This window comes from Cupriavidus sp. 21MJTG02-4, from assembly GCF_057798975.1.
The window spans coordinates 1-23,849 of the sequence record NZ_JBYOJP010000029.1 but is presented as its reverse complement, the minus strand read 5'-3'; the positions used below and the strand labels follow the sequence as shown (position 1 = coordinate 23,849).

Below are 23,849 nucleotides of genomic sequence, written 5' to 3'. Positions count from 1 at the left end.
TGGGTTTGCTCCCCTCTCCCGCGTGCGGGAGAGGGAGTAGGACAGCGGCAGTTTCTTGAGTGAGTCAAAGATGTCCCTCCCCAACGCCACGATCGTCACCGGCGCCAGTTCCGGTATCGGGCGCGCCATCAGCGAAATGCTGCTGGCAGACGGCACCACCCGCGTAGTCAATATCGACTACACAGAGCCGGGCTGGTCGCACCCCAACATGACGTTTTTCCAGGCTGACCTGACCCACGCCGAGGCGACGCGCGCCGTGGCGCAGCAGGTCACCTCGCAGTTCGCGGTGACGCGGCTGGTGAACAATGCGGGCGCGACGCGCCCAGGCACCGCCGACACGGCCACCGTGGCCGACCTCGACTATGTTGTCGGCTTGCACCTGCAAGCGGCGATGCTGCTCACGCAGGCCTGCCTGCCGGCCATGCGCGCCGCAGGGTTTGGTCGCGTGGTCAACATGGCTTCGCGCGCGGCGCTGGGCAAGCCCGAGCGCGTGGTGTACTCGGCCACCAAGGCCGGGCTGATCGGCATGACGCGCACGCTGGCCATGGAGCTCGGCGGCGACGGCATCACCGTGAATGCCGTGGCGCCGGGCCCGATTGCTACGGAACTGTTCCGCAAGAGCAACCCCGAGGGCAGCGAGCAGACGCGCCGCATCCTGGCGAGCATCGCCGTGAAGCGCATGGGCACGCCGGAAGACGTGGCGCGTGCTGCGCTGTTTTTCCTGTCGCCCGACAATGGCTTTGTCACGGGCCAGGTCCTCTATGTCTGCGGCGGCACGACGCTGGGCGTGGCACCCGTCTGAGAAGCTGGGCCATCTCAAGCATTCACAAGAAGAGGCGTTAATCAAACGTCATATCAAGATGTGATCCTTTCGGTCGCAGCTTGCACGAAGGCAGCGCCACCGCGCTGTCTTCTTCCAGGGCAGCAATCACGCTATCCAGCATTCGCCCGCCAACGCCACAATGCGAGCGGGCCACAAGGACAACCGGAGTAAACCGATGAGACTCGATTCCCAGACTTCCACGACCCGCCGCCGCCTGCTGGCTGCTGGCGTTGCATTGGCCACCACCATTGCCGGCTTTGCCGGCGCCGCGCATGCGCAGGGTGGCTATCCGACCAAGCCGATCACGATGATCGTGCCGTTCTCGGCCGGTGGCACCACCGACATCCTGGCTCGTATCGTCGGCCTGCAGCTGGGCAAGGCGCTCGGCCAGCCCGTGGTGATCGACAACCGTCCGGGCGCGGGCGGCAACATCGGTGCATCGCTGGCCGCCAAGGCGCCGGGCGATGGCTATACGCTGTTCATGGGCACCATCGGCACGCACGCCATCAACCAGTCGCTGTACTCCAAGCTGCCGTATGACCCGGTCAAGGACTTCGCGCCGATCAGCCGCGTGGCGATGGTGCCGAACCTGGTGGTGGTGAACCCCAAGGTGCCGGTGAACAACATCAAGGAACTGATCGCCTACGTGAAGGCCAACCCGGACAAGCTGTCCTATGGTTCGTCGGGCAGCGGTTCGTCGATGCACCTGTCGGGCGAGCTGTTCAATTCGATGACCGGCCTGCACATCCAGCACATCCCGTACAAGGGCAGCGCGCCTGCCGTGAACGACCTGCTGGGCAACCAGATCGGGCTGATGTTCGACAACATGCCGTCGTCGTATCCGCACGTGAAGGCCGGCAAGCTGCGCGCCATCGCCGTGACCTCGGCCAAGCGCTCGCCGGCGCTGCCCAACGTGCCGACCGTGGCGGAATCGGGCGTGCCCGGCTATGAAGCCACCTCGTGGTTCGCACTGTACGCCACCGCCGGAACCCCGCAACCCATCATCGACCGCCTGAACGCCGAAGTGGTGAAGATCCTCGCCATGCCGGAGGTGAAGAAGCAGATGGCCGACCAGGGCGCCGAGCCCAATCCCGAAAAGCCGGCCCAGCTCGCCGCGTTCATGAAGTCCGAGACCGCGAAGTGGGCGAAGGTGGTGAAGGCTTCGGGCGCGACGGTGGATTGATTTCTGTCTGCCTCTGTTGCTTTTGCGGTAGTGGAAAGCCGGTCCCTTTGGTGAACTGACCCCGTAAAGTTGGACGGGTAAGTTAGGCGGCCAAGGGCTGAGTCCTGTATTGCACGGGACTCAGCCCTTTCAGTTTGAGCCTGATGCGGTCGTGATTGTAGTAGTGAATGTATTGGCGCAGGCCTTGCTGTAGCTCCTCGATGCTGGCGAACTTGTTCAGGTAGAAGAACTCGGACTTCAGGGTGCCGAAGAAGCTTTCCATGGCGGCGTTGTCGAGGCAATTGCCCTTGCGGGACATGCTGGGACGGATCTTGCGCCCTTTGAGCATCCGCTGATAGGCCGGCATCTGGTACTGCCAGCCCTGGTCGGAATGCAGCACCGGTCGGTCCTTCGGGCTGAGGCGGCGGAACGCCTTCTTCAGCATATTGCTTACCATCTCGAAGACGGGCCTACGGGCAGTCTCGTAGGCGATGATCTCGCCGTTGTACAGGTCCAGCACTGGGGAGAGGTACAGCTTCTCGCCGGCCACGTTGAATTCGGTCACGTCGGTTACCCACTTCTGATTCTGGCGCCCGGCCCGGAATTGCCGTTGCAGAACGTTGGGCGCGACACGGCCTACCGAGCCCTTGTAGGATCGGTATTTCTTGGGCCGGACCAACGACTTCAGCCCCATCTCGCCCATGAGGCGCTGAACCGTCTTGTGGTTAATGATCGTGCCGGCTTGCCGGATTGCCACCGTGATGCGGCGATAGCCATAACGGCCCATGTGTCGGGCGAAGAGTTCGCGAATGCGCGCTTTCAGGCCCGCATACTTGTCCTGGGCCTGGAGCACGGCCTGCTGGTAGTAGAACGTGCTGCGCGCCAGCCCCGCCGCCTTCAGCAAGCCGGCCAATGGATACTGCTGCCTCAGCTCAAGCACTATTTGCGCTTTTTGGGTTGCGCAGATGTCTTGTTCGCTTGAACCAAGGCGTCGAGTTTTTTTAGATACGCCACCTCCGCGCGCAGGTTCTCGATTTCCTTGAGCAAGTCCTTGCGGGAGCGCTCGTTGTCGGGGACTGTGGTGTCGGTTGCAGGCTTGCGAGGCGTGGCTTGCGGCATCGTCTTGGGGCGCCCGCGAGGTCGGGGCGACAGGGCATCCATACCGCCACTATGATAGCGGCGCTCCCATACCCCAATGCAGCCAGGGCTGCGAATGTCGAACACAGCGGCCGTTTGCCCGATCGACAAACTTTCTCGCCACATGCGCTGCAGCACCGCCAGTCTGAATTCTGCGCTGTAGTGACTGAACTTTTTGCGCAGCCCGTCTCGGCCATGCTGTTGGTAGCTGGCCACCCAACGCTCCACCAGCCTGTGGCCGACACCATGCTCCGCTGCGATTGCCTTGAAGCCGGCTCGCCCGGCCAGGTACTGCCTTACTACCTTGAGCTTGAATTGCTCATCGTACTTCGTCATGAAAAACACCCCAAAGGTTGGATGGGTGTCCAACTTTTGGGGTGCAGTTCATTGGGGCCGGCTTTTTTGTTTCTGGGGAGGACAAAACTGCGGACGAGGATGCAGATATCTCGGCAATGTCCGCAATCAAAAGATGTGAAGCCGGAGCTTTGCTGATCTCTTCGGATGCTAGCCTCGACATTGTCACTACCCGGAATTTCTCTGCCCCGGCCTGTCTCTCTTCGCGATGTAGCTGGGATAGCTTTCGCCATCAATTCCATAAGGAAGCAAACACTGCAGGACGGGATATCGATAACGCCGTTAGCTCGGGGCTAAAAGCGACTGGTACCAGGATCTTGCGCTCCCTAAGCTGAAGTTGGGCAGTGTGGACTAGCCCATTTCTCAGTCAACAAGGAGTCTTGAAATGATCCATGAGTCGTGCAATACCCCTGCCGGAATCGAGTCGCAGGCCGGCTTCCGTCTCGATGACTTTACCTTCGAGGTTGAATGGGATTCTGGCCATGATCCGGAGCGCGCCATGTGGGGAGAAGCCATTCAGTATTGAGCGCGGTGAGTGAGGTGAGATGGAAATGGCTCCATCTCACCCTTCCGGATAGGTGGCCCGACATGGAATTCTTCAAAGTAGAAGCCGATGGCGAGGTGATATACGCAACAAAGAACCCGCAAGCGTGGATGAAAATAAGCAGCGGAAGGGCGGCAGAACTCGAGAGTTTGCTAGCGGATGATGACCCAGCTCTTATGCGATCGCTAGAGGGCATTTCAAAAACGTCAAAGTTGGCAGGCAAGGAACATCTGGCACTGTATCCCGTTGTCAAGCTCACCAACCGTTGCAACTTATCGTGCCCCCACTGCTACATTGAGGCTCCAAGCAGCATGCGCCGGGGAAAGTTCGACCTCGAATACCGAGAGGTTAAAGATTTCATCGATTACGTCATCGGGCGAGGTGGTGCAATGAACAATCCTACAAGGACGCTTCAACTCTTCGGTGGTGAACCAACAATAAATAAAGACTTCGCAGACATTCTCGGTTACGCCAGAGAAAGAGGCTTGATGGTCCGCGTGTCAACAAATGCGGCAAATATCAAAAAATTCCAATCGGGAGCGTTCTCAGATTTTTATCAGGACAAGGGGGTTGAATGGCGTATTTCCTTGGATTCCCATGTGCGAGAGGTGCACGATCAGTTCCGACCCAGAAGCTTTGATCAGGTCGTGTCCAATGTGCGATACATGGCGGATATGGGAGCCTTCATCTCTATCAAGGCTGTAGTGGGGGCGCATAATTTCTCGTCTTTCATTGATACCATCTATTTTGCACGCGAACTTGGGGCAACACAGTTCCTGTACTCACCCCTAAGCCTGACGGGATCGGCGGCGCGTATCAAATTGCTGAACAAGGTGACGACCAGGATGATCACCGAAAAGATGGTTGCTGCCATCGAAGGTGACGCAAGGCTGGGTCCATTTGTGCAATCGTCACCAATTGCTCGTTATCTCAAACTGATCTATATGCGCGATGCTGGGGTTCTGCCACGAGTGCAGTTCCACATTAATCACGATGGTCGCGTATGCCCTCAGGACAATCTGTTTGAATTCCCTGAGTACCATTTTGGTGACATCCTGTCGGGCGACTACGCATTCGACAAGCTATGCGAGTACCAGGCAATGCTGGAAGAGCCGATGGCGTGCAAGGAGTGCCCAGTCTCTCACTATTGCCCGCGTGCAGACTATGCGGATCTGGCGTCAGGAGACTTGGGATTCGCAAAGGAGTTTTCTGTTTGTGATGATATTCGCGACAACGTCTTCTACTTGATGTCACTTGGGCAGCGCGGAGCTGCATTGACGCGGGCCGTCTTCGGGCAGTCCAAATGACACTGCAGAATATAGAAACGCAAGACCTACCCAAGCCATTTCTGTGGCTGGCTGTCGTCGGGTTTCTCGTCCCAAGTGCCACAATTCTGCAAACCTTCACGATCACGTGGTACCTCGCGCAGCACGCCGAGCTTGCCTCACTGCTCCCGCTGGCCATCGGGGGCGGTGCCGTGGCGCGAATTTTCAGTGGCATCCCACTGACCTACCTGATCCAAAGATCAGGGGCACGCAACGCCTGCATTGTATGCCTGCTGTCTGGTGCCGCCATCTTACTCGGAACGATTCCAGTGCTTGCGCGGTTAATGCCGCTTTGGCTATTGATACCCGCTGAGATTGGGATGGGAATTGCAATAACCGGCTATTCGATTTCGCGGCAGATTCTGATCAAGGACCTGCTTCACGGCCAGGGAAAAGGCCTGGCCGCGGGTCTCTCCCGCAGTACGGGCTACCTGAGCAAGCTGGTAGTTCCACTGTTTGGTGGTCTGCTGTTGATAGCATTGGAGGCTGTTTATTCGACGCTGGTGTGCTGCGGCACTCTGCTGATCAGCGCGTGGGTAATCTGTACGTTGGATATAGATTCGCCGGCCTCCAGTACTGCCGCCAAGGAGGCACTGCCTTTGACCGAACGTATTGCAACGGCCTTTGTGTTCTACAAAAGCGACCACATGCTAATGTGTGCACTTGGTTTTACTGCGATACTTAATTTTGTGCTGTCCCCCCTGGTCATTATCATGCCACTTTTCATAACAGGCATCGACGGATCTAACAGCGCGTATCTCGGATTTTCGGAGTCCTGCTTGGGTGTGGGCGCAGTTGGCGGTGCTTTAGGTTACGCAAAGCTGAGGCGGTGCCATCTTCCGTCATTGGCTGTAATGACCGGTTGCGGCTTCTTGCTGATCTGTGTCTCAACGGGGTTGACGAGTGCGTGGCGATATCCGGTGTTTAACGTTGCCTTGCTGTTGATCGGAGCCTGTGTCGCGTTTTCGGGAAGCGCGGCGGATGCGCTGTTGATGAGGCTGGCGTCGCGCGATTCATATGGCCGCATCTTGGGCGTGCAAACGTTGATCGTGGGGTCTGCCTTTCCGGCGGGGCTATTTGCGGCTGGCACGTTTCTTCAGTTTACCGACGCTTTTCAAATCATCGCCGCATACAACGCTGGGCTGTGCATTACTGTGGCTTTGCTGCTTCATCTGAAACTGGTGAAATCCGGCGCCAAGAATGCGCCTGACTGATACAACAGCTTAGGTCAAAACGAAACAGTGCCCATCGGGATGCCCCGAGCCCGTTGCTCACGCACACCTGCGGCCGCTGATTTTTCCGGGCGGCGCGAAGGCATGTCGCGCGCACTATCTCCGACTGAATGGTGTGCAAGATTGAGATGGATCATTGCAACTGGTATCGCATACTGGAACTGTAACGACTCCAGCAGTTCGGGCATGCCATGCTAGCTCGCTCAATGGCATCGCGGCTACAGAGACTGTTGTTGGTATCGCTTGCGGTAGATGGAGCCTGGCGTATGGTCCTGCTGTTTTCGGTCCCCTCCCTTGGCAAGCCTGGCGGCACAGCGAGCGCTTTTCCGTGAAGCGCTCGAGAGATCAGTCCGTTCCAGTTGACGGCAGAGCGTCTGTACTTTCGGGGGCCGCAGCGCCTCTGCTCGCAAAAATTCTATTTGGGCGTCTGATCAAGCAGGGTCGGTTGCGTCAGCTGCAACTGTTGGTCATGGTCGACGATTGCGGCTGCATCGCGCGCGCGGCAAAGGAAGCTTGCATGAGCCAGTCGGCCGCAACTCAGTCGCTCGCCCAGCTCGAATTGTTGATCGGCATGAAGCTGTTCGAGCGCCACGCGCGTGGAATACGGCCAACGGCATGCGGACGAGGCATGATTTCTCATGCGCGTGAAGTCATGATACGGCTTCAGCACTCTGCGGAGTTTCTGGCTGCGAGCCAGCAGGGTGATACCCGGTCACTGCGCATCGGGTCCATTCCCGCTGCTTCCTATGCGTTGACGGCGTCAGTGCTAAGCACTTTCCATCAGGCGTACCCGGAAGTCCGTCTCGAACTTCAAGAAGACTTCGGCGTGCGCCTGATGTCATTGCTAAGTGCGGGCGGCCTGGACGTCGTGTTCTGCAGGATGCCGCGGCGATTACCCGATGTGTTGCACTTCGAGCCGGTCCTGGACGATGAAGCCATGATTGTCGCTTCGTCTTCGCACCCACTGTGCAAGCGGGACGCGCTTCCCATCCAGGCGCTTCGGGGGGGCGAACTGGGTATTGCCCGTGGCCAGTGTTCATCTGCGGGAGATGTTTGATAGCGTCGTGCTTGGCGCACTGCCCGACGCCAAGTTACTACCGCTTGCAACCGTATCGCTGCCGGTCCTAGAGACTTTCCTGCAGTTGCCGGGATCCGTTGCGTTGATACCGCGAAGCATATCGACAGGCATGCTGGCTGGCGGGCGTGTGTGCCAGTTGCAGGTGGCAATGCCAGCCGGGCTCGCCCCCCTTGGCGCCGTGCATGTCGCGGAGCCTGTTCCCGATCTCGTGCAACGGCTTTTGGCGATTGCCAGGCGGGAAACTGCTGCAGGCGGACGCGCTACGCATGGTACGGGGGCCATGGGTGCGTTGTCAGGAAGTAAGTCTCCGAATTGATTCCTTCCGCGTGTAGCGAAAGGAACCCGCAGGCGCCAGTTCAAGACAAGGCCTTGCCCAGATAACGCTCAAACCACTGCGCCGCCAGACGAGCGACCGATTCCAGCGCGCCGGGCTCCTCGAACAAATGGGAGGCGCCGGGCACGATCACCAGTTTCTTCTGGCAGGTCAGCTGGGCAAAGGCCGACTCATTCCGTTCCAGGACACTGACATCGAGCCCGCCGATGATCAGCATGGTCGGCGCAGCCAGCTGTGTAAGCGCGTCGGGGCCCGCCAGATCGACCCTGCCGCCGCGCGAGACGATGGCGCCGATCGGGATTTGCGACCGGCTTGCCGCACGGATCGATGCGGCCGCACCAATGCTGGCGCCGAAATAGCCCAGCCGTGGCGGCGTGCCTGGCTGCCGTGCCACCCAGCTGGTCGCCTGTGCCAGCCGCGAAGCCAGAAGGTCGACGTCGAAGCGGATGGACTGCACCTGGTCTTCCTCCGGCAGCAGCAGGTCCATCAGCAGCGTTCCCATGCCGCAGCGATTGAGTTCGGCGGCCACACGGCGATTGCGCGGGCTAAGCCGGGAACTGCCCGTACCGTGCGCAAACAAGACCAATGCGCCAGCGCCCGGCAGCAATGTGAGGATGCCTTGCAGGGCCACGCCGCCGGCTGGGATCACCACCTCGGTGGTATCTGAACTGTCTCGCATGCCGCTGCCCTCCAGCAGATGGCGCCTTGCGGTGCATCGCGTTGCAATCGGCCCCATCCCAGTCCACTATAGGGTGGGCGTGGTGGCGAGGCCAGCGTCCATGTGCCGGTCTGCCGAGGCGCGCCATCGACAAACACCCCGACAAACACCCCATAACGATCCCGAGGGATCAGGAGGGACTATGAAGACTCTGTTTCTGGTGCGGCATGCCAAGGCAAGTCACGATGACCCGTCCTTGCCCGACCGTGAGCGCCCCCTGGAGGACCGTGGCAGGCACGACGCTCCGGAGATGGGCAAGCGCCTGGCCGACCGCAAGGTGAAGCCCGACCTGCTCGTGTCGAGTCCGGCCCTGCGCGCGCTGACGACGGCGCAGCTGATGGCCGACGAACTCGGCTATGAGCGCAAGGACATCATGGTCGATGACCGGCTGTACGCCAGTAGCGCCGCCAGCCTGCTGGCCGTCGTTCGTGAACTCGACAAGTCGCTTGGCAGTGTGATGCTGTTCGGTCACAACCCTGAGTTCACGGACCTTGCGCATCGCCTGTCGGCCGAGATCACCAACATGCCTACCTGCGCGGTCGCCAAGTTCCGCTTCGACACGCAGACGTGGAAGGATGTCGGCGAAATCACTCCCGCTAAAGTCTCGCTGAACTCGCCACGGAAATAGTCCGATATTGACCGCTGCCGGAGCAGTCAGGTTGGCTGAACTGGCAGAAAAAAACCCGCAAAGAAACTCGCGGGTTCAATCCATGGCCGCAGATGGGCCTGGAGGAGACAACCACAGAAGAACTTGCTGGCCCGACGTGCTCAGCCCAGGCAGTATTTGACGACCTGCTCCTCGACACCGACAAAGCGCACGAGCTGGCGCAGGCCGCTGGCGTATTCCTTGACATGGTGACCGTCCGGCGTATCCGGCAGCCGGTAGTAGACCGGTGCGCGCGCCGGCAACGCCGCGATTTCGCTCGCCGGGTCCTGCCCGGCATCAGCCTCCCAGGCGACGTCACGGTCTTCTGCAAGATCGTGTCCTCTCATTTCCATTGGCTCCGGTGATAAAGCACGAGCAGGGTGGGGGCGATGCCCGTCTCGCGCAGACAGATCGTATTGTTTGCAATGTATGTCATGCTCCCTAAAAATGCCATTCAGCATTTTTTAATTCTGAGAGGCATGTGTTTTCAAAATTGTTGGTTTTGGCGGTTCGCTGGCGATGGTCGTCTCGCTGAAACATCAGGCGGCAAGCGCTGGCGCGCAGCCTGCCGCTATCGCGCAAAGCCTTGCGCTACCATAGCGCGGTCCCCGAGGAGCTTGCCGTCGCATGCTTTCCGGCCTTCAATCGCCAGCCTGGCTACCCTTCCAGCCGAATGTCGACACAGCACGCCCTGTTGATTTCCCTGATCGAGAAACCGTCGTCCGGTTATGACCTGGCGCGCCGGTTCGATCGTTCCATCGGCTATTTCTGGCACGCCACGCACCAGCAGATCTATCGCGAACTTGGACGCATGGCCGATCACGGCTGGATTGCCGCCGAGGAAGCCGATCCGGGCAGCGACGCCGACGGCAACGCCGCGCCCAATGGCGAAGAGAAGAAAAGCCGCAAGAAGGTGTACCACGTGCTGCCAGCCGGGCGCGACGAACTGGTGCGGTGGGTGCTGGAGCCCGGCGCGGGCCTGGACCAGCGCGAGGAGATCCTGGTCAAGCTGCGCGCGGATGCGGCGATCGGCCCACTGGGCCTGGCCGATGAAATGCGCCGGCTGATCGCGCTGCACCAGGCCAGGCTGGAAACCTACCAGGCCATCGAGCGCCGGGACTTTGCCGACGCCCGCCGGGACCGTGCGCAGCAACTGCGCCTGGCATTGCTGCGCCGGGGCATTCGTTTCGAACAGGACTGGGTGGCCTGGGGCAACGATCTGATGCCCCTGCTGGCGACGCCTGCGGGCGAGCGCCAGGACTGAGCCCGTTCCCTTTCCCGTTCCTGCTGCGTCAGGCGATGTCCGCAGCCTGTGCCTGCGACGCGCCGGCGGCATCGGGCAGGCCGAGGCGGCGGCGGGCGAGCGCATACTCTTCGGCAAAGCGGCGCACCAGTTCGGCGGCAGGCACCACGCGCTTGATGGCACCCACGCCCTGGCCGGCACCCCAGATATCCTTCCACGCCTTGGCGCTGGCCGAGCCGAAATTCATCTTCGACGGGTCCGATTGCGGGAGGGCCGCCGGGTCCAGGCCCGCGCGCTCGATGCTGCCGCGCAGGTAGTTGCCATGCACGCCGGTAAACAGGTTCGAGTAGACGATGTCATTCGCGCTGCTGTCCACGATCATCTGCTTGTAGCCGTCCTGGGCGTTGGCTTCCTGCGTGGCGATGAAGGCCGAGCCGATGTAGGCCAGGTCCGCGCCCGCGGCCTGCGCGGCCAGGATGGCGTCGCCGCTCGAAATTGCGCCCGACAGCAGCAGCGGGCCGTCGAACCACTCGCGGATTTCATGCAGCAGCGCGAACGGCGACAACGTGCCGGCATGGCCGCCCGCGCCTGCCGCCACGGCCACCAGCCCGTCGGCGCCCTTTTCGATCGCCTTGCGCGCAAAAGCGTTGTTGATGACATCGTGCAGGACGATGCCGCCGTACGAATGCACCGCCTCGTTGACTTCGGTGCGCGCCCCCAGCGACGTGATCACGATGGGCACCTTGTAGCGCACGCACATTTCCAGGTCATGCTCGAGCCGGTCGTTGGACTTGTGCACGATCTGGTTGACAGCGAACGGCGCGGCCGGGCGGTCCGGGTGCCTGGCGTCGTGTTCCGCCAGTTCCGTCGTGATGCGGTCCAGCCACTCTTCCAGCTTCGGCGCCGGCCGCGCATTGAGCGCGGGGAACGATCCGACCACGCCGGCCTTGCACTGGGCAATGACGAGGTCGGGGTTGGAGATGATGAACAGCGGCGAGCACACGACCGGCAGCGAAAGCCGGTTCTTCAACTGGGCGGGAAGGGACATGCGAAAAGCTCCTCGGTGGAATCGGGGGAGTGCGGCTTCAGGCCGCCCCGGTAAGTACTTGCTTCTGGCTGGACAGGCGTGCACCCATGGCGGCGCCGAGTGCCTGCAGGCCGCTCAGCGGGCGGATCATGACTTCGAACTCGGCGATCTTGCCGGCGGCGTCGAAGCGGATCATGTCGATGCCCTTCAACTGCTTGCCATCCACGTCGGCACTGAACTCGAGCACCACGCTGTGTCCGTCATCACTGACGAAGCTGCGGTGATAGCGGAAGTCCTGGAAGACCTGGTTCACGGTCGTCAGCACCAGCACGATGGCGGTGCGGCCCGGATACGGCGTGTGGGCCACGGGCGAGCGGAACACCACGTCGTCGGCCATGATGTCTCCGAGCCGTTCGAAGTCATGCGTGGCAAGCATCTCGTGCCAGGCGGCAAGCGTGGCACGGGCGTTCGGAATCAGCGCAGCGGCATTCATGGATGGTGGTCTCCTCGTTCTTCGTGGTCAAAGCTATCGGGCAATTTGCACTATGCAACCAGTTGCATGAACGAGCAAAAGGTAGCATGCCGAAGACGCGTTCGCAAGCTCGGGCTGCATGACGCCCGCGCCAAGTGCCCGGCCAGTGACGCCTTGTCTACAATATGCGCATTGCCGTTACCTTTTGCCGGAGAGTCAGTGACCACTCAGCGCAGCAAGCCCAGCGCGGACGGACCGCAGGAAGCCCTGTTCGATGCCGATCTGGCGAGCTGGCGCAGCCATCCCGAGCGCGCCTTCGATGGCTGGCTGGCGCGCAACGGCTTCCGTCACGGCACCAGCGTGGTCTATCGCGCCATGTGGGGAAAACTGCTGCGCTGGTCGGCCGAACGCGGCTTGGCGCCGCTATCGTGGTCGGCCGGCCAGATTGGTGAATTCCTGGATGAACAGGATCTCCACAAGTCACATCGCTATCGATATACCCGGTTGATTGAGCGGATCTATAACCATCTCGCCCATCTTGACGAAGGCCTGCACAACCCGGCCAGCCAGGCGGTGCGCGCCCATCTGGCCGAGGGCGAGAACGATCCGACCGCCTTCCTGCTGCCCGGCGAGCGCGACCTGCTGATCGCGCGCGTGCTTGGGCCGGCCGGCGAGACCGCAACGGACGGGGCCGAGGCGTCGCCCACGGCATGGAAGCGCGCGCGCGACGCCGCGATGGTGGCGGTGCTGCTGGGCGCAGGGTTGAAGGTGGGGGAATTGCGCGGATTGCGGACCCGGGCCATCGACAGCGGCCACGCTGGACGCGTGGTGCTGCGCATGGCCAAGCCCGAGAGCGGCCGTACCTACGAAGCGCCGCTTTTTGCCTTTGCCCACCGGCCGCTGAGCGCATGGCTTTCGCTGCGCGAGGCGTCGGGCACGCTGGGCGAACTGGTGTTCCCGGCCATGCCGAGCGGGCGGCCCATGCATGCCGCCTCCGTGTATCGACGCGTGGAGCTGCTGCTCGACCAGGCCGGCGTGCTGTCGGCGCGCAGCGAACGGGCATCGCCGCAGACGCTGCGCAATACCTGCGGCGCCATGCATTTCGAGGCTGGCGCATCGCCGGCGACGGTGTCGCAATGGCTCGGCATGCGCGATTTCGAGTCGGGCTGGAGGCTGCGCGCCGCCCATGAGGCATGGGTTGCCCGGGCTGGCTTGCCACCGGGCGGCGGCTCGGACGACTGAACCCGGCACTGCCGGGACGCCTGTCTTTGTGCCGGTGGGCGATAATAGCCGGTGTTCCGGCGTAAGCGTCGCCTCTCGCACCGGTCCGTGGCTGCATGCCATGGCCGATGTTCGCCCATCTTTTTTCGATGAGTTACCGAATTCCAATGTCCCAGACTTTGCTTCTTACCGGCGCCACTGGCTATATCGCTTCACATACCTGGGTGGCATTGCTCAATGCCGGCTACCAGGTGATCGGCCTCGATAATCTGTGCAATAGCAGCCGGGTGGTGGTGGACCGGATCGCAACCATTACCGGACAGACACCGAATTTTGTTGAAGGCGATGTCCGCGACCGCGCGCTGCTGGATCGCCTGTTCGCCGAGCATCGCATTGCCGGAGCCATCCATTTCGCGGCGCTCAAGGCGGTCGGTGAATCCGTCAGCCAGCCGCTCGAGTATTACAGCAACAACCTGGACGGCCTGGTTACCCTGTGTGCCGCCATGCGTGACGCGGGCGTAAAGCAACTGGTGTTCAGCTCGTCGGCCACGGTGTATGGCAATCCGCATACGGTTCCGATTCTCGAGGATTTTCCGCTTTCGGCAACCAATCCGTATGGACAGACCAAGCTGATGGGCGAGCAAATCCTGCGTGACCTGGAAAAATCGGATCCGGCGTGGCGCATTGCCTACCTCCGGTATTTCAACCCGGTCGGGGCGCATGAAAGCGGCCTGATCGGCGAAGACCCGCGCGGCATCCCGAATAACCTTATGCCCTATGTCGCCCAGGTGGCCGGCGGCCGTCGGGAAAAACTGATGGTATTCGGCGGCGACTATCCGACGCCGGATGGCACCGGCGTACGCGATTACATCCACGTCTGCGATCTTGCGGACGGACACCTGGCCGCACTGGTCTGCCTGCGTGATCGCGGACAGAGCATGACGGTCAACCTGGGAACGGGCCGCGGCTACAGCGTGCTCGAGGTAACCGCCGCTTACGAGCGGGCCAGCGGGCGCCCGGTGCCCCACGAGATCGTGGCGCGCCGGCCGGGCGATATTGCATCTTGCTATGCCGATCCGACGCTGGCGCACCAGTTGCTGGGCTGGCAGGCGCGCCATGACCTTGACCGCATGTGCGAGGATTCGTGGCGCTGGCAGTCCACCAATCCGAACGGTTTTGACGCCTGAAACGCTGGCGCGTACCCGTTTCTGCGTGGCCGCGATGACCGGATGAGCGGCTGACGCGGCAAGCAAAAACGCCACGGCGATTGCCGTGGCGTTTTTGTTGCGACTACAGCGATTGCATCAGCGGATCAGGAAATCGTCCACCGATTTGCCGGCTGCCAGGGCCTGGGTCAACCACCCCGGGCGCTTGCCGCGGCCCGTCCAGGTGTTGCCGGCGCTGTCGCGATAACGCACCGGCACCTTGCGGTTGGCGACCTTCTTGCCGGCCACGGCCTTCACGCCAAAACCGAGATCTTCCGCCGTCAACCCATATTGGTCGATTTTTTCGCGAATATCCGCAATCACGGCAGCCTGCTCGCGTGCCTTGATTTCTTCGGCCTGCTTTTGCAGTTCGTTGATTTTCTGAACGATTTCCTGATAAGTCGCCATTTGATCCTCGTGTATCGGGTGAGTGCGGAATGTCGAAGGGCATTATATCGGGCTAACGCGCCGCTGCAAATCTTTCATGCGCAACGGAACGGCAAATTAGGAAGATTCTCTGTCGATATTGCCCTGAACTTTTGCGATCGCACCGTGTCGCGGCGCGGTTATGCACCGTGGCGACCGGGCGAATGGCATCGATGGAGCGCAGCCAACTGGCAAATCGATCATTTGTTTTGGATCGCAACGCTGCCGGCTGTGCCGGCGATCTTTGCCGACATGAAAAAACACATAATTGATAACCGGCTCCGAAGAACTGGCGAAAATGCCATTTTCCACATGCTCGATGGCTCCAGCGACGGATTGCGTGGCGTATATCCGACATTTTTTTATGCTGCACTGCGAATGCCGGCGCTGACTCAAGAACCGAATAGGCAGGCCGTTATCCGGGGGCAGGGCGGGTCGTCGGAGGAGGCGATCCGCCGTACCGGGACCAGGGGTGTGTCCCGTGGATTGGCTACCGTCGCATTCATCATGTCATTCGAAAACAATATTCAGATCAAGACCCTGCTCAGGGGCGCCATGGCCGCGCTGTCACTGTTGCTGATTCTTATGGGCGGCGTGGGGCTGCACGGCATCTCGCAAAGCAATGACGCGCTCAAGGAAACCTACTCGAACCAGCTGGCCTCGACGGTGGCGCTCAGCGACGCCATGCTGGCCTCGACGCGCATGCGCCTGGCGCTCGACCGCAGCGTAATGCAGGGCGAGCTGGATGATCCGAAAATCAGCGTCGACCGCTCTAAGGTGTTTGTCGAGGCCGGGGACGCCGCATGGAAGCGGTATATGAGCCTGCCGCAAGACGAGCAGGAAAAGGCGCTCGCCGCCGACCTCGAACGCAAGCGCGCCGACTTCATGGCAAAGGGGATCGAACCACTGCAGCAGGCGGCCCTGGCTGGCAACCAGGAAGAGGCAGTGCGCCTGGCCAGCAAGGTCATGCCCCAACTGCAGCGCACCATGACTACGGCGCACGAGACCCTGCAAAAATTCCAGATGACGACCGGCCAGGCCAGTTTCGAAGACTCGCAGACGCGCTTCGCGCGCACCCGCATGCTGTCGGTCGCGCTGATCGCCGTCGGCCTCGTGCTGGCGGGCTTGTGCACGGTCACGCTGAACCGCGCCATCGTCCGCCCGGTGGAAGAAGCGCTGAAGGTGATGGAGCGGATCGCGCGCGGCGACCTGACCTCGCGCATCACCGCGGTGTCCCGCAATGAGGTCGGCCGCATGATGCAAGCGCTGGCCGCCATGCAGGACAGCCTGCACAAGATCGTGTCCGAGGTACGCGTGGGCGCGGATTCCATGGCTTCGGCCACCGAGCAGATCTCCAGCGGCAACCTGGACCTGTCCCAGCGCACCGAGGAGCAGGCGTCGTCGCTCGAGCAAACCGCGGCAAGCATGGAGGAACTGACCACGGTGGTGCGCCAGAACGCCGACAATGCCCGTCAGGCCGGGGTGCTGGCCGGCGAGGCTTCGCAGATCGCCCTCAAGGGCGGTGATGTGGTGGGCCGCGTGGTCGACACCATGAACGAGATCAACGGCGCCTCGCGCAAGGTGGTCGAGATCATCAGCGTGATCGAAGGCATTGCCTTCCAGACCAACATCCTCGCGCTCAATGCCGCGGTCGAAGCGGCGCGCGCGGGGGAGCAGGGCCGCGGCTTCGCGGTGGTGGCCGGCGAGGTGCGCAGCCTGGCGCAGCGCTCGGCGTCCGCGGCCAAGGAGATCGAGTCGCTGATCAGCGAATCCGGACAGCGCGTCGAAAGCGGAACGCGCCTGGTGGCCGAGGCGGGCCAGACCATGGGCGAGATCGTGCAGGCCGTGCGCCGGGTCACTGACATCATGAACGAGATCGGCGCCGCCTCGCAGGAGCAGACCAGCGGCATCGAGCAGGTGAACCAAGCCGTCAACCAGATGGATCAGGTCACGCAGCAGAATGCCGCGCTGGTGGAGGAAGCGGCCGCGGCGGCCGGCTCGCTGGACGAACAGGCCCGCAAGCTGAAAAACGTGGTGTCGGTCTTCAATCTGGGCAGCGTAACCGGTACAGTCTCGCAGCCCGTCGCGCGCGTACTGCGGGCAGCCGCGGCCAGGCCAGGTGCGGCGGCCGCGGTGGCAGGTCCGGCCCGGGTGGCCCCTGCCGTTGCCGTATCGCGTGGATCGGACGATGACTGGAGCGCTTTCTAGCATGGCTGTGGTCTTGCCCTGTTCACATCGCGACCGCAAACTGCCATGATGCCGGGTTTGTTCCGCATCGTCCCAACGTTCGCGCATTTTTCTCATTACAGCGCAATCGCATGATCGCCTTGAGTACCGCCCTTTTGCTGCTGGCCGCCCTGCTCGGCGTGGCCGCCGTTCTCGGCGGCCGCCAGGCGAGGCCAGCGGCCGGCGGCGGCCCAATGCGCGCGCTGTCCTGGTCTGCCACGTTGTTGTCGCAGCTGACGGTGGGTTTGCCCTTCGTGGTGGTTGTCGGCTCCGGCGGCGTGCCGGCGGCCAACGAGACGGCGCAGATGGCGGGCGCCTTCGCCGTCGCGGCGGCGGCGACGTCGGCAGGCAAGATGCTGTTCGGCTGGCTCAAGCAGGGCGTCCGGCTCTGGCGCGGCGCGGCGATTGCCTCGGCGCTGGCTGGTGCGGGGCTGGTGGCCGTAGCCGGCACGCGGCTTGGGAGAGTCTGCGGCGCGGGCTCAATGACCGCGCGCGCCTGCATCGATGCCGCCGGGTTGCCGCATCCGGCCTGGCTGGCGGGTGGGCTGACCGCGCTGTGCCTGTTGATGTTCGCGTTCCATCAGGCGCAGTCGCGCGGCTGGATGGCCGGGCCCAGGCGCCATGGCGCCGGCGTTGCCGATGACCTGTCGGACGACGCGGCGGGCGCGCTGCGGGTGGTCGAGTCGGGGCAGATCCGGCGCAGCGGCCGCATACCCGGACGCCTTGTCATTCGCCCCGGCGCACGTGGTCAGGGCACCGTGGCCGAGTACAGCGTGGCCACCGCCATGCCGGACCGCGTGGCCTTCGGCCGCTGGCTGGACCAGGCGGTCGCGCAGGCGCGCCTGTCCGAAGGCAGCTGTGCCGTCCTGCTGATCCACGTGGCGGACTTCCGCGAAGTCGACGAAGTTTTCGAAGTGCGCGCGGACGACATCCTGGCGCAGGACGCCGGCGCGCTCGCACAGGCCGCGCTGGAGCCCCACGATTTCCTGGCCAGGCTGGCGCGCGACGAATTCGCGGTCGGCGTGCCTGAAATGGTCCACCATGGCCGCGCCCAGGAACTGGGGTCGCGCGTCCTTGGGTCGCTGGCCGAGTTCGTGGCGGCGCGCGGCCTGCAGATGCAGATCGGCGTGAACATCGGCATCGCCGTCTATCCGCGCGATGCGCAGACCTCCGAGTCCCTGATGCAGGCGGCCCGCGTGAGCCTGACCGAGGCCCGCGAAAGCGGCTCCAACCAGGTGCGCCTGTTCAACAGTGCGGCCGGCGAGCGCGCCCGCCGCACGCGCGTGATCCGGCGCGATCTGTGGACAGCGATCCAGGACGACGCGCTGTCGCTGCAGTTCCAGCCGAAGTTCGACGCGCGGCGGCGCCTGCTGGTCGGTGCCGAGGCGCTTTGCCGCTGGCGTCACCCGGCACTCGGCCAGGTCAGTCCGGCCGAGTTCATTGCGGTGGCCGAGCAGTCGAGCCAGATCGACAAGCTCGACGACTGGGTCATCTCGAGCGTGTGCCGGCATGTACGTCAGTGGCAGGACGCCGGGCTCCCGCTGGTGCCGGTGGCCATTAACGTATCGGGGTTGCGCTTTGCCAGCCGCAATTTCCCGCAATACCTGCTCGAGCAGATTCACCAGCATGACATCCCGCCCTCGGCCATCACGCTCGAAATCACCGAGACCGCGGCCATGAAGGACATCGGCAAGTCGCTCGAAACGCTGGCCGAGCTGCAATCGCTTGGCATCCAGGTGGCGCTCGACGACTTCGGCAGCGGCTATTCCAGTCTCGGCTACCTGAAGCGGCTGCGCGTGGGCACGCTGAAGATCGACCGGACGCTGATCGGCGGCCTCGATGCCGACGCGCAGGGCCAGGCCATTGTCGGCTCCATGGTGGCGCTTGCCCACGAGTTGCGCATGAAGGTGGTGGCCGAAGGCGTCGAATCGTTGTCGCAGCTCGAGATTCTCAACGCGATGGGCTGCGATGAAGTGCAGGGGTTCCTGCTGTCCCTGCCGCTGGACGCGGTGCGGTTCGCCGAAGCGCTCGAGCAAAAGGCCTCCGCCAGGGAAGTGCAGGCGGTGCGCTGAGACGCTGCGCCGCACTGGCCGTCTGTCCGGGAAGCCGCCGTCCCCCCGCCGCTCCCCCCCGCCGTCCCCCTCAAGCCCCTGCACCGGCCTGCCGATAATCACTTCGGCAGGCTGCCGGCGCCCGGATGGCGATCCGCGCAGTCCGCGCCGGCCTTGTCCGCCGCCGGCAGCGCCATGCCCCTGGTCGGATCCAGCCGCCATGCGCTTTCGGAGCACCCATGCCTCCCATGTCCGTCCCCAGCATCCTCGTCGTCGATGATTCGCCGTCCCTGCGCAGCATGATTGCCGCGTGCCTGCGGGCCGGCGGCTATGCGGTGACCGAGGCCGCCGACGGCGACCAGGCGCGCGCACTGGCCATGGAGACCGGCTTCGACATGCTGCTGACCGACCAGGTCATGCCGGGCATGGACGGATTGACGCTGATCCGCAACCTGCGCGCCACCGAACGCTATGCGGGCATTCCCATCCTGATGCTGACCACGGAAGCCGACGAGCGTATCCGCGAACAGGCGCGCGAGGCGGGGGCTTCCGGCTTCCTGCCCAAGCCATTCGATCCCGATCAGCTGATGGCCGCCGTGGCCGCGTTGGCTGGCTGAATGGCCATCCCCCTCTAACGAAGGGGATGGTTTGTCGCGAGTCGCCCTTCAGGCACTCGCCGCGCTGCCGTAAATAACGGGGGACAAAGTGAAAGTCCCCGTGCCGCTGCCGCCTGCATGCTGTCGGCGGCACGAGTCACAGCAGCCAACCGGGGGGCAAGCAACCATGAAGCATATCGACAAGGTGGAAGGCGCCGGCGAGGAATTCCTGACCTTCACGCTCGGCCGCGAGGAATACGGCCTTGACATCCTGAAGGTCCAGGAGATCCGTGGCTACGAGTCCGTGACGCAGATTGCCAATGCGCCGGACTACATCAAGGGCGTGATCAACCTGCGCGGCAAGATCGTGCCGATCATCGACCTGCGCATCAAGTTCCGCCAGGAAAAAGTCAGCTACGACCAGTACACCGTCGTGATCATCGTCGACCTGAGCGACCGCACCACCGGCATCGTCGTCGACGGCGTGTCCGACGTGCTGACGCTGGCGCCCGACCAGATCCGGGCCACGCCGCATTTCACCAGCGAGCTTGCCACCGACTATATCCGCGGCCTCGGCTCGGTCGACTCGCGCATGCTGATCCTGGTGAACATCGAAAAGCTCCTCAACACCGACGAGCTCGCCGCGCTCGAAGCGCTGTCCTGAGCCCGCCAAAAGCCCTGCTTGCCCCGGCCGCGGGAGCCAAGCCCGCCTGGCCCGGCCAGTGTCACCGGCACGTACCACGTGCCGTCGCCCCCAAACCGCTTTGAGTTGTGCCGCCGTCGTAGCCGCAGTGCCCGAAGCAAGCCGTTAATGTCATACATGCGAAACAACCAACCCGTCACGCAACACGAGTACGCGCTTTCTCCTGACGATTACCTGATTTCGCGCACGGACCTGAAGGGCCGCATCACCTTTGCCAACCGCACGTTCATCGAAGCCAGCGGCTTCAGCGCGCAGGAACTGCTGGGCGCGGCGCACAACCTCGTGCGACATCCCGATATGCCGCCGGAAGCGTTCGCCGACCTGTGGCAGAACATCGAGGCTGGCCGTTCGTGGGTGGGCGTGGTCAAGAACCGCCGCAAGAATGGCGACTACTACTGGGTCAGCGCGACGGTGACGCCGACCCATATCGATGGCCGGCTGGCGGGCTACACCTCGGTGCGTTCGATGGCGACGCGCGAGCAGATCGAAGCCGCCAGCGCTGCCTATGCACGCTTTCGCGAGGGACGCGCGAATGGCCTGGCCATTCGGGAAGGCGCCGTGGTACGCACCGGCCTGGCCGGCGTCCTCGGTCGCGCCACGCGCCTGAACCTGCGGCGGCGCATCCTGTGGTCGCAAGCCGGCGGACTGGTCTGGTTCCTGGCCGCGCTGCTGGCCGCCGAAGCCTTTGGCGGTGCCGCCATCGGCGCCGTGCGCCCGTGGTTGTGGGGTGGCTTTGCGCTGGCCGTGGCCACCGCCTTTGTCACCGGCACGATGCTGTTGTCGCGCGTGCATCGTCCGGTGAGCCAGATGCTCGACTTTGCGCTGCGCATGGGCGCGGGCGATCTCACCACCAGCTTCGAACACCGCGCGCGCGATGAAGTGGGCGCGCTTGCGCAGGCCATGCAGACCATGCAGCGCAGCCTGCTGTCGGTCGTGCATGAGATCCAGGAAGGGATGGCCAGCATTTCGTCGGCAACGCATCAGGTGGCCGCGGGCAACAACGACCTGTCGCAGCGCACGGAGCAGCAGGCTGCGTCGCTGGAAGAAACGGCATCGAGCATGGAGGAGCTGACCAGCACGGTGCGCCAGAACGCGGACAACGCGCGGCAGGCGAGCGGGCTGGCGGCGAACGCGTCGGAAACCGCAGTGCGCGGCGGCGAAGTGGTCGGGCGCGTGGTCAACACGATGGAAGAGATCAACGATGCGTCGCGCAAGATCGTCGACATCATCGGCGTGATCGAAGGCATTGCGTTCCAGACCAACATCCTGGCGCTGAATGCCGCCGTGGAAGCGGCGCGGGCCGGCGAGCAGGGCCGCGGCTTCGCGGTGGTGGCGGGCGAGGTGCGCAGCCTGGCGCAGCGCAGCGCGAACGCGGCGAAGGAAATCAAGGGCCTGATCGGCGACACCGTGGCGCGCGTGGACAACGGCACGGCGCTGGTGGGCCAGGCGGGCACGACGATGAACGAGATCGTGCAGGCGGTGAAGCGCGTGACCGACATCATGGGCGAGATCAGCGCGGCGTCGGCCGAACAGAGTTCGGGCATCGAGCAGGTGAACCAGGCCGTGGCGCAGATGGACGAGGTGACGCAGCAGAACGCGGCATTGGTGGAACAGGCCGCCGCCGCGGCAGGTGCGCTCGAAGAGCAGGCCGGCCGCATGCGCGACGCGGTGGCGACATTCCGCGTCAGCATGCAGGCAGAGGTGCGTCCGCAACGGCCGCGCCGCGCCGACATGGCGCAGCCAATGTCCCTGGCGCACAGCTGAGACTGGAAGCCTGGAGCGTACAAGATCATTCGTTTTAAGGGGGGAGTTTCTATGCATTGGTTCAATCAACTGCGGGTCACGACCAGGCTGGTAGGCGGGTTCCTGGTGGTCGCCGTGATCGGCGCTTTCATGGGGCTGCTGGGCGTCGTCAACATGGGGCGCATGGCCGACTGGACGGGCAAGATCTATCACAACGACTTGCAGGCGCTGAAGGCGGTGCAGGACGCCAACATCAACCTGGTCTATGCCAGCCGCGCGCAGATCGCGCTGCTGTCGGCGTCGACCATGGGCGAGCGCAGCATCGAGAAAGAGCAGATCGCCAAGTCGCTCGCGACCATGGAGGAGCGCATCAAGCAGGTGGCCGACACGTTCGAGCAACCGGAGGGCCAGGCGCTGGTCAAGCAGTACCGGACCCTCACGCCGGCGTTCCGCGAACGCATGGGCAAATATACGGAACTGGTCAGCAAGCAGCCGCTCGATACCTCGCAGTTCGAAAGCACCGTCTTCAGCGAAAGCGCTGACCTGCTCAAGGACAGCCATGCGCTCGAAGAGGTCATGGCGAAGATGGTCAAGCGCCGCGATGACCGCGCGCGCAACAACATGGAAGAAGCGCGCAGCGTGTACACCGGCACCCGCCTGTGGATGCTCGGGCTGGTGCTTGGCGGACTGGCGCTGTCCGTGCTGCTCGGCGCATTGCTGGCGCGCGCGCTGTCGCGCCAGCTCGGCGGCGAGCCCGCCTATGCCGTGGCCATTGCCTCGCGCATTGCCGAAGGGGACTTCTCGGCCGAGGTGACGACGCGCGCCGGCGACAGCGACAGTCTGGTCCACGCGATGAAGCAGATGCAGCAGCAGCTTTCGGGCATGGTGCGCGACTTCAAGGAATCGGCCGAATCCATCGGCACGGCCTCGCGCGAAATCGCCGCGGGCAACAACGACCTGTCGCAGCGCACGGAGCAGCAGGCTGCGTCGCTGGAAGAAACGGCATCGAGCATGGAGGAGCTGACCAGCACGGTGCGCCAGAACGCGGACAACGCGCGGCAGGCGAGCGGGCTGGCGGCGAACGCGTCGGAAACCGCAGTGCGCGGCGGCGAAGTGGTCGGGCGCGTGGTCAACACGATGGAAGAGATCAACGATGCGTCGCGCAAGATCGTCGACATCATCGGCGTGATCGAAGGCATTGCGTTCCAGACCAACATCCTGGCGCTGAATGCCGCCGTGGAAGCGGCGCGGGCCGGCGAGCAGGGCCGCGGCTTCGCGGTGGTGGCGGGCGAGGTGCGCAGCCTGGCGCAGCGCAGCGCGAACGCGGCGAAGGAAATCAAGGGCCTGATCGGCGACACCGTGGCGCGCGTGGACAACGGCACGGCGCTGGTGGGCCAGGCGGGCACGACGATGAACGAGATCGTGCAGGCGGTGAAGCGCGTGACCGACATCATGGGCGAGATCAGCGCGGCGTCGGCCGAACAGAGTTCGGGCATCGAGCAGGTGAACCAGGCCGTGGCGCAGATGGACGAGGTGACGCAGCAGAACGCGGCATTGGTGGAACAGGCCGCCGCCGCGGCAGG

At 63.3% G+C, this 23,849-nt stretch carries 23 protein-coding genes; 16 read left to right on the top strand and 7 right to left on the bottom strand.

The features are described from left to right. The first annotated feature begins 70 nt into the window (after positions 1-70). Positions 71-802 (top strand): SDR family NAD(P)-dependent oxidoreductase, encoded by a 732-nt coding sequence (locus tag AC3FKH_RS32720; RefSeq protein ID WP_488679750.1) that lies wholly within the window; start codon positions 71-73, stop codon positions 800-802. 196 nt (positions 803-998) lie between these two features. Further along, positions 999-2,006, top strand: a complete 1,008-nt coding sequence (locus AC3FKH_RS32715) for a Bug family tripartite tricarboxylate transporter substrate binding protein (protein WP_488679749.1) — start codon at positions 999-1,001, stop codon at positions 2,004-2,006. Between the two features lie 82 nt (positions 2,007-2,088). On the opposite strand, the gene AC3FKH_RS32710 is transcribed toward AC3FKH_RS32715, so the two are convergent. Continuing rightward, positions 2,089-3,458 (bottom strand): IS3 family transposase gene (locus AC3FKH_RS32710; protein ID WP_488679748.1). Its coding sequence is split into 2 segments (ribosomal slippage): positions 2,089-2,981 and positions 2,981-3,458, totalling 1,371 coding nucleotides; the frame shifts between segments, so codons are not numbered across the junction. Positions 3,459-3,861: 403 nt separating this feature from the next. Here AC3FKH_RS32710 and AC3FKH_RS32705 point away from each other — a divergent pair. From AC3FKH_RS32705 to AC3FKH_RS32695, 3 genes are all read left to right on the top strand, one after another. Beyond that, positions 3,862-4,002, top strand: a complete 141-nt coding sequence (locus AC3FKH_RS32705) for a hypothetical protein (protein WP_483712575.1) — start codon at positions 3,862-3,864, stop codon at positions 4,000-4,002. A gap of 62 nt (positions 4,003-4,064) precedes the next feature. Continuing rightward, positions 4,065-5,327, top strand: a complete 1,263-nt coding sequence (locus AC3FKH_RS32700; protein WP_488679747.1) for a radical SAM protein — start codon at positions 4,065-4,067, stop codon at positions 5,325-5,327. Next, complete coding sequence (locus AC3FKH_RS32695) at positions 5,324-6,559, top strand: MFS transporter (RefSeq protein ID WP_488679746.1); 1,236 nt, start codon at positions 5,324-5,326, stop codon at positions 6,557-6,559. The genes AC3FKH_RS32700 and AC3FKH_RS32695 overlap by 4 nt, the downstream gene beginning before the upstream one ends. A 14-nt stretch (positions 6,560-6,573) precedes the next feature. Here the strand turns inward: AC3FKH_RS32695 and AC3FKH_RS32690 are convergent, their stop codons facing one another. Continuing rightward, positions 6,574-6,765, bottom strand: a complete 192-nt coding sequence (locus tag AC3FKH_RS32690; protein WP_488679745.1) for a hypothetical protein — start codon at positions 6,763-6,765, stop codon at positions 6,574-6,576. A 257-nt stretch (positions 6,766-7,022) separates the two neighbouring features. On the opposite strand from AC3FKH_RS32690, the gene AC3FKH_RS32685 reads away from it, so the two are divergent. Further along, a complete protein-coding gene (locus AC3FKH_RS32685; protein ID WP_488679744.1) occupies positions 7,023-7,634 on the top strand; it encodes a LysR family transcriptional regulator in 612 nt (203 codons plus the stop codon). A gap of 377 nt (positions 7,635-8,011) precedes the next feature. Here the strand turns inward: AC3FKH_RS32685 and AC3FKH_RS32680 are convergent, their stop codons facing one another. Beyond that, the gene (locus tag AC3FKH_RS32680) at positions 8,012-8,668 is read right to left on the bottom strand and encodes a dienelactone hydrolase family protein (RefSeq protein WP_488679743.1); all 657 of its coding nucleotides are present in this window, start codon (positions 8,666-8,668) and stop codon (positions 8,012-8,014) included. Positions 8,669-8,849: 181 nt separating this feature from the next. On the opposite strand from AC3FKH_RS32680, the gene AC3FKH_RS32675 reads away from it, so the two are divergent. Next, positions 8,850-9,335, top strand: coding sequence for a SixA phosphatase family protein (locus AC3FKH_RS32675; RefSeq protein ID WP_488679742.1), 486 nt, complete (start codon positions 8,850-8,852; stop codon positions 9,333-9,335). Positions 9,336-9,475: 140 nt separating this feature from the next. Here the strand turns inward: AC3FKH_RS32675 and AC3FKH_RS32670 are convergent, their stop codons facing one another. Further along, positions 9,476-9,700 carry a hypothetical protein gene (locus tag AC3FKH_RS32670; protein ID WP_488679741.1) on the bottom strand — a complete coding sequence of 75 codons (225 nt, stop codon included), beginning with the start codon at positions 9,698-9,700 and terminating at the stop codon, positions 9,476-9,478. Between the two features lie 326 nt (positions 9,701-10,026). Between AC3FKH_RS32670 and AC3FKH_RS32665 the strand changes: the two genes are divergently transcribed. Next, positions 10,027-10,617 (top strand): PadR family transcriptional regulator, encoded by a 591-nt coding sequence (locus tag AC3FKH_RS32665; protein WP_488679740.1) that lies wholly within the window; start codon positions 10,027-10,029, stop codon positions 10,615-10,617. A gap of 28 nt (positions 10,618-10,645) precedes the next feature. Here the strand turns inward: AC3FKH_RS32665 and AC3FKH_RS32660 are convergent, their stop codons facing one another. Continuing rightward, a complete protein-coding gene (locus AC3FKH_RS32660) occupies positions 10,646-11,644 on the bottom strand; it encodes an NAD(P)H-dependent flavin oxidoreductase (RefSeq protein ID WP_483712561.1) in 999 nt (332 codons plus the stop codon). 37 nt (positions 11,645-11,681) lie between these two features. Continuing rightward, positions 11,682-12,116: a nuclear transport factor 2 family protein gene (locus tag AC3FKH_RS32655; protein ID WP_488679739.1), complete on the bottom strand. Its 435-nt coding sequence runs from the start codon at positions 12,114-12,116 to the stop codon at positions 11,682-11,684. 198 nt (positions 12,117-12,314) lie between these two features. On the opposite strand from AC3FKH_RS32655, the gene AC3FKH_RS32650 reads away from it, so the two are divergent. Both AC3FKH_RS32650 and galE read left to right on the top strand, forming a co-directional pair. Further along, positions 12,315-13,337 carry a tyrosine-type recombinase/integrase gene (locus tag AC3FKH_RS32650; RefSeq protein ID WP_488679738.1) on the top strand — a complete coding sequence of 341 codons (1,023 nt, stop codon included), beginning with the start codon at positions 12,315-12,317 and terminating at the stop codon, positions 13,335-13,337. A 146-nt stretch (positions 13,338-13,483) separates the two neighbouring features. Next, positions 13,484-14,503 carry a UDP-glucose 4-epimerase GalE gene (gene galE, locus AC3FKH_RS32645; protein WP_488679737.1) on the top strand — a complete coding sequence of 340 codons (1,020 nt, stop codon included), beginning with the start codon at positions 13,484-13,486 and terminating at the stop codon, positions 14,501-14,503. 117 nt (positions 14,504-14,620) lie between these two features. Here galE and AC3FKH_RS32640 read toward each other — a convergent pair whose 3' ends face one another. Beyond that, entirely contained in the window at positions 14,621-14,929 is a 309-nt protein-coding gene (locus AC3FKH_RS32640; protein ID WP_488679736.1) for an H-NS histone family protein, read from the bottom strand. Between the two features lie 525 nt (positions 14,930-15,454). Here AC3FKH_RS32640 and AC3FKH_RS32635 point away from each other — a divergent pair. From AC3FKH_RS32635 to AC3FKH_RS32610, 6 genes are all read left to right on the top strand, one after another. Further along, positions 15,455-17,155: a methyl-accepting chemotaxis protein gene (locus AC3FKH_RS32635; protein WP_488679777.1), complete on the top strand. Its 1,701-nt coding sequence runs from the start codon at positions 15,455-15,457 to the stop codon at positions 17,153-17,155. Positions 17,156-17,265: 110 nt separating this feature from the next. Then, the gene (locus AC3FKH_RS32630; RefSeq protein WP_488679735.1) at positions 17,266-19,245 is read left to right on the top strand and encodes a putative bifunctional diguanylate cyclase/phosphodiesterase; all 1,980 of its coding nucleotides are present in this window, start codon (positions 17,266-17,268) and stop codon (positions 19,243-19,245) included. Positions 19,246-19,472: 227 nt separating this feature from the next. After that, on the top strand, positions 19,473-19,841 hold the full coding sequence (locus tag AC3FKH_RS32625; RefSeq protein ID WP_488679776.1) for a response regulator: 369 nt from the start codon (positions 19,473-19,475) through the stop codon (positions 19,839-19,841). A 166-nt stretch (positions 19,842-20,007) separates the two neighbouring features. After that, positions 20,008-20,484, top strand: a complete 477-nt coding sequence (locus tag AC3FKH_RS32620) for a chemotaxis protein CheW (RefSeq protein WP_488679734.1) — start codon at positions 20,008-20,010, stop codon at positions 20,482-20,484. Between the two features lie 156 nt (positions 20,485-20,640). Continuing rightward, positions 20,641-22,287: a methyl-accepting chemotaxis protein gene (locus tag AC3FKH_RS32615; protein WP_488679775.1), complete on the top strand. Its 1,647-nt coding sequence runs from the start codon at positions 20,641-20,643 to the stop codon at positions 22,285-22,287. A 51-nt stretch (positions 22,288-22,338) separates the two neighbouring features. Then, a partial coding sequence (locus AC3FKH_RS32610) for a methyl-accepting chemotaxis protein (protein ID WP_488679733.1) occupies positions 22,339-23,849 on the top strand: 1,511 nt, incomplete at its 3' end.